The sequence below is a fragment of the Dendronalium phyllosphericum CENA369 genome, assembly GCF_016056275.1.
GTDB lineage: Bacteria > Cyanobacteriota > Cyanobacteriia > Cyanobacteriales > Nostocaceae > Dendronalium > Dendronalium phyllosphericum.
On the sequence record NZ_JAECZA010000016.1, the window covers coordinates 70,580 to 76,579 of the forward strand.

Consider the following 6,000-nt stretch of genomic DNA (forward strand, 5'->3'; position numbering starts at 1 on the left):
TAAAATTTCATCTTTTAGCCTTCATCCTTTTTAACACTGATACACGAACACCTGGTAATAAATTAATGGCAGATATTAGCGTCAATTTAATATTTCAAGTCATTAGCGCGAACGCTCATGGATTGGCTGGATTGATTTACTGGATACTGAGCAAAGTTATTACTCGATAGAGCTGCGATCGCACGGGCATACTGCGGATCGCTTTTAGTTCCTACTAGATTTGGGTTGCTTGCCAACTGCCGCTCTTGGGCATCTGTCAAATCTATTTTGATATTTGGAGTAATACCCTTATGGTTAATGTCTGTGCCGGCGGGGGTGAAGTAGTGGGCAATGGTGACTGCTAAACCCGATCCGTCTGACAGTTCGTGAACTGACTGTACTAGAGCTTTACCAAATGTTTGACCGCCAATAACTACTGCCCGCTTATTATCCTTTAAGGCTCCTGTGAGAATTTCGCTAGCACTGGCTGAATTTCCATCCACTAATATTGCTAACGGCAGTTTTGTCAAAGCAGTGTGATTCGCTTTAGTCTCTTCACTGTCTCCCTGACGGTTCACAGTACGGACAATTCCGCCATCATCCATCCACATCCGGGCAATTTCAATACTCGCCTGCAACAAACCGCCAGGATTCCCACGCAAATCTAGTACAAAAGCATCGGCTTTTTTGACGCTCAAATCGCGGATGGCTCGGTGCATTTGGTCAGCTGCATGGGCACTAAACTCGCGCAAGCGAATATAACCGACGCGCCGATTTCCTTCTTGTCTGAGGGTATAACGTACTGTTGGGACTTCAATAGTTGCCCGTGTAAGTTTCACATTAAAAGCATTTTGCCCCATCCTTGATAGTTGCAAAGATATGGGAGTACCTGCTTTGCCGCGAATCAGTTTGGAGGCATCATCCACTTTCATTGCCAGAGTGGATTTACCATCAATTGCCAAAATTTCATCGCCTGCTTTGATACCAGCTTTTAATGCTGGAGAGTTTTCTATGGCTTCGACAACAGTGAGACGCTTAGTTTTTTCGTTGACTTCCATGCGAACGCCAATTCCGGAGACTTCCCCAGATGTTTGGCTAGTCAGGGCTTGATATTGGTTGGGGTCCATGAACCGAGTGTAAGGGTCGCCCAACTTTTGTAAAGCTTCACGAATAGCTACATAAGCTTCTTCGTTAGAAGAATAATTTTTATTTAACAGGCTTCGCCGAGTTGCTTGCCAATCTTGTTGATTAAAACTACCGTCAACATATTCACGATTTACCACTTGCCAGACTTGGTCAACTAGGGCTTTCGGGCTATCTTGTAGGGCGGCACGAACGCAGCGAGTCCAAGCAGGACCAAATACAGACACGGTGGCGGTCGTGGCGATCGCTCCACCAATCAAGGCTATTTGGAGCGGCGAATAACGTTTCGCAGATTGGTTCATGTATATCAGCTGGGTTAATTTGTATTGTTGACAGTTTAAGCGATCGGGCTTTTAAGAGATTTTTCAGTTTTTATACTTATATTTGAGCTACATTTACCTCATTTTTTCCCCTTTTAATTATTTTTAAATTTTGCAGTAATTTATTAATAATTATTGCTGCAACTGACTGTTTTTGGCAGTCTAATATGTCACTATGAACTTACTGTAACGATAATGTGACACTTTTGCCAGTGTCTTCTTTGCACCCAATATTATTTTTATAAGATAGCATTTCACTGACTTAATAGCAGGTCTTTTCGACATAATTTCAGCAAGCCTTTCCTACCATGTCATGAGACATAAATTTACCAAAACTTCATCAATTCCCAACAGTAGAAACTTTCGTAAACAGTGGCAATTGCTACAAAAAGTAGGTTGTGGTTTATGCACAATCTTAGGCATTTGGCTGATTTGCACTACTATAGCCCTAGTTTTTGCTTTTTCCCAGCCAGTAGATGCCTTTTTTGTACTTGGTGGCAGTATTAGTCGAGAAGTTTACGTTGCCCAACAAGCAAAACAACATCCCAAAATACCAATTTTAATTTCTCATGGTTCTCAAGATCCTTGTATCTGGCTAATTTTTCAGCGGGAAGCAGCAGAAATAGAAAATGTTTGGTTAGAAAACTGTGCTAATTCTACCTTTGATAATTTTTACTACGGGATTCCAATCCTGCGGCGTTGGGGAGTACATAAGGTAAAGTTAATTACTTCACAAACTCACTTGCCACGAGCCAAATGGATGGGACAGATTCTTTTGGGCGCTCATGGCATTTGGGTAGACGTAGATATTGTCGAGGAGTGGGGCGTTCCTGGCAATCGCGAATCTCGGCTGAAAACTGGGCTGGATATAACGCGCAGCTTGTTTTGGGCTGGTTTAAGTCAATTTATTCAACCACAATGTTCGCATGTAACAAGACTTGCTGATGTAAATATGCAAGCTTGGCAGAATGTAGGTTTTAAGTGCGAACGCCAAGGAGGGTTGGGGAGATGATGAGAGATGGGGGAGATGAGGGAGATGAGGGAGATGGGGGAGATGGGATTTTACAGGTGTTGATCGTGAATCGTTAATAGCTGAGAAACGCGATCGCTGTCGGGTATTGTGGAAAATAAACGTGAATTATTATAGATATACTCGCAGGGAAACTATGGCAGAAATTCAGCTGGCGATTGAGGGTGAAGATGCAATTGCTGCAACAGAGGCGCTTTTAGAAATTCCTGGGATATCGGGTAACTATAGAGAGAGTTCGGATGCAGCCGAAAGAGAGGGAGTAACAGCCACAGTTGCTACCATCATTGGTATTGTTGGAGGAGCGATCGCTATTGCCGAACAAATCCGCAAGTGGTATCAAGAGTATCAAGCTAAACAGTCTGGTAAAAGAATTGAAAAGGTGTTGATTGTTGGGCGTAATGGCAGACGACTCCTTTTAAAGGATGCAACCTTAGAAGAAATTCGCCAAATTTTAGAATCGTAGTAGAGACGCGATTCATCGCGTCTCCTAATCCTGTTTTCGGAATCACGGGTGATAGACTTGAGGTAAATACTGAAGTCTCAGGATTCAGAACGTGCAGACGCTCCACCTCGACCTCAAAATAGTTAATGGTGATTACGTAGAGCTACGTTACTTTATTGATAATCCAAATCAGTATGAAAGGCGATCGCTTCCTATAAGAGAAATCGCTGATTTGATTAAGTTGGCGGAACGAGATTATTACGTTACAGATTTACCAGAGGATTACGCGGTAACTGGACGGCGATTGTATGACTGGTTGGATGGGAGCGATCGCACTCTACAATCCTTGTTAGATAAGCATCGGCGTGAGGGAATTGTTTTGGCTATTGCAGCAACAGAAAAACTCGCCCATCTCCCTTGGGAAGTGCTGCACGATGGCGTTAGCTTTTTGGTTGAGCGAGTCCCGGCTGTTGTCCCGGTGCGCTGGGTGTCGGATAGCGCGGTAAAAAAATTAACTATTGACGGGGAACCTGAAAACCGGGCGCTGCAAGTTTTGTTTATGGCGACTTCGCCTCTGAATGTTGAACCTGTGCTGGATTTTGAGGGAGAGGAAGCACGGATTTTAGAAGCAACGAAGCGGCAACCTTTAGCTTTGACAGTGGAAGAAAGCGGCTGTTTATCAGAGTTGGGTTATTTAGTTGATAGTTACGACAGTAATTATTTTGATGTTTTACACCTGACGGGTCATGCTACTTTCCAAGATGGGCAACCCTGCTTTATTACAGAAACGCCAACAGGTGAAGCTGACTATGCCAGTGCTTTTGATATCGCCCAAGAATTACAATTTCGACTGCCGAAACTCATTTTCCTCTCTGGTTGTCGCACTGGACAAGCTGGCAATTCCGGTTCTGTGCCGTCAATGGCGGAAGCATTGCTGGAATCGGGTGCAAAAGCGGTTTTGGGTTGGGGTCAAAAAGTTTTAGATCCGGATGCAACTGCCGCAGCTGCTGCACTGTATCAGGAATTGTCTGCTGGAAAGCAGATCGCTGAGGCTGTTGCTAGTACTTACCAAGCATTAATTAAGAACAAAGCGCGGGATTGGCATTTGTTGCGGCTGTATGCAGCTGGCGATTTACCAAGTTCATTAGTCACACCTTTGCGGACTCGCGGACGGAAACCAGCACCATCGCCTTCTGTTTCTACTCAGTTTTTAGATCCTGCGGGTAAGGTGAAAGTCCCGACGCGGGAAAGTTTTGTTGGTCGTCGCCGTCAATTGCAAAGTTGTTTAAGGGTACTGAGTCAACCAAGTGATGAAGTTGGGGTGTTGATTCATGGGATGGGTGGTTTGGGTAAAAGTAGTTTAGCAGCTAGGCTGTGCGACAGACTGCCGAATTTTGAACGTGTTGTCTGGGTGGGAAGAATCGATGAAGGTAGTTTAGTGAGTCGTTTGACAGAAAAGTTGGATGACAACGAACAACGCAAAAGCTTACAAAATTATGATGAAGAATTGAGATTTCGGCTGAGGCGAGTTTTTCAGCAGTTGCATGAGGGTGCAAAACCGTTTTTGTTGGTGCTGGATGACTTTGAAGTGAATTTGGAACCTCGCAATGAGGGTTATGTGTTGCAATCAGAAGCAGCAGAGGTCTTGAAAGCTTTAGTTTGGGCTTGTAGAGACGTTACATGTAACGTCTCTACTTCCCACCGCATCATTATTACCTGCCGTTACGATTTTGAATTTAGCCAGTTGCAGTATTTCTACAAGCAGCCGTTAGATGCACTGCAAGGTGCAGATTTACAAAAAAAGTTTAATCGCCTCACAGCCTTTAGTGCCAAATCTCAGGTGGATGAGGCGTTAAAGTCGCAAGCGCAGAAGTTGGCGGATGGGAATCCTCGGTTGCTGGAATGGTTGGATAAGATTCTGCAAAATACAACAGTTGATGTAGCGGCAATTCTGAATCGGTTAGCAGCAGATCCGGTGGAGTTGCGAGAGCAAGTTTTGGCAGAAGCGCTGCTGGAACAAATGGATACAATTATGCGGGAGATGTTGTCACGGGGTTTGGTGTTTGAGTTACCAGTACCGAGGGAAGCTTTAGCCGCAGTATGTGACACTATCCCCAATTTGTCACATTATATTAGTCGGGCAGTTGCGTTGGGACTGTTGGAAGTGAGCCATGATGAGGCTTTACGAGTACCGCGCATTTTGCCTGTGCAGTTAGTGGAAGATGCGGAAGTTTTGTATAAGCAAGCGGCTGATGTATTGTATCGCCTGTGGTGGGAGGAGGTCGAAACCCCAGAGCCACAAATCTTGGAAATTCATCGGCTAGCGTTGCTAGGGAAGGTAAACAAGATTGCTTTAGAATTGGCAATGTTGGCAAGGTTTTGGAGAAATCAAAGCCGATTTCGGGAAGCTGTTCAACTGTGCAAATCAACTCTAGAACTTGCTGAAAATTACTTCGTGTTACATGAGTTAGCTTGCTCTGAACAACAACTGGGTGAAGTCGGTAAAGCTCAAGAGCATTATCAAAAAGCCCTAGATAGCTGTCCAGCAGAAGACGAACAAGAAAAAGCAGCAATTATTAACAACTTAGGACTGCTAAAAACTCATAGAGGAAAAATAGAAGATGCGATCGCTCTTTTTCAACAATCCCTTGCAATCACTGAACAAATCGGTTATGTCCAAGGTCAGGCGCAGACGTTGAACAACTTGGGATTAATCAAAGCTAATAGAGGAGAAATAGAAGAAGCGATCGCCCTATATGAACAATCCCTTGCCATCAGTGAACAAATTGACGATGTCAAAACCAAGGCGACGACGTTGCACGAATTGGGGAGACTCAAAGTCAATAGGGGAGAAATAGAAGAAGCGATCGCCCTTTTTCAACAATCCCTTGCCATCAGTGAACAAATCGGTGATGTCCAAATGACGGCGACGACGTTGAACAACTTGGGATTGGTCAAAGCCAATAGAGGAAAAATAGAAGAAGCGATCGCCCTATATGAACAATCCCTTGCCATCACTAAAAAAATCGGCGATGTCCAAATGACGGCGACGACGTTGAACAACTTGGGATTGGTCAAAGCCAATA

Annotated in this window: 4 protein-coding genes; 3 read left to right on the top strand and 1 reads right to left on the bottom strand. The window is 44.3% G+C overall.

From position 1 onward, the window contains the following. Window positions 1–86: 86 nt before the first annotated feature. A complete protein-coding gene (gene ctpB, locus I8752_RS06670) occupies window positions 87–1,424 on the bottom strand; it encodes a carboxyl-terminal processing protease CtpB (protein WP_214431521.1) in 1,338 nt (445 codons plus the stop codon). 331 nt (window positions 1,425–1,755) lie between these two features. Between ctpB and I8752_RS06675 the strand changes: the two genes are divergently transcribed. The 3 genes from I8752_RS06675 to I8752_RS06685 all read left to right on the top strand — a co-directional run. After that, a complete protein-coding gene (locus I8752_RS06675; RefSeq protein WP_214431522.1) occupies window positions 1,756–2,454 on the top strand; it encodes a YdcF family protein in 699 nt (232 codons plus the stop codon). Between the two features lie 154 nt (window positions 2,455–2,608). Then, window positions 2,609–2,935: a hypothetical protein gene (locus I8752_RS06680; RefSeq protein WP_214431523.1), complete on the top strand. Its 327-nt coding sequence runs from the start codon at window positions 2,609–2,611 to the stop codon at window positions 2,933–2,935. A gap of 91 nt (window positions 2,936–3,026) precedes the next feature. After that, on the top strand, window positions 3,027–6,000 hold a 2,974-nt coding region (locus tag I8752_RS06685; protein ID WP_214431524.1), incomplete at its 3' end, for a tetratricopeptide repeat protein.

Bases quoted from the DNA above. Each gene is read 5' to 3' on its own strand.
- ctpB (WP_214431521.1), bottom strand. From the start codon at position 1,424: ATGAACCAATCTGCGAAACGTTATTCGCCGCTCCAAATAGCCTTGATT.
- I8752_RS06675 (WP_214431522.1), top strand. From the start codon at position 1,756: ATGAGACATAAATTTACCAAAACTTCATCAATTCCCAACAGTAGAAAC.
- I8752_RS06680 (WP_214431523.1), top strand. From the start codon at position 2,609: ATGGCAGAAATTCAGCTGGCGATTGAGGGTGAAGATGCAATTGCTGCA.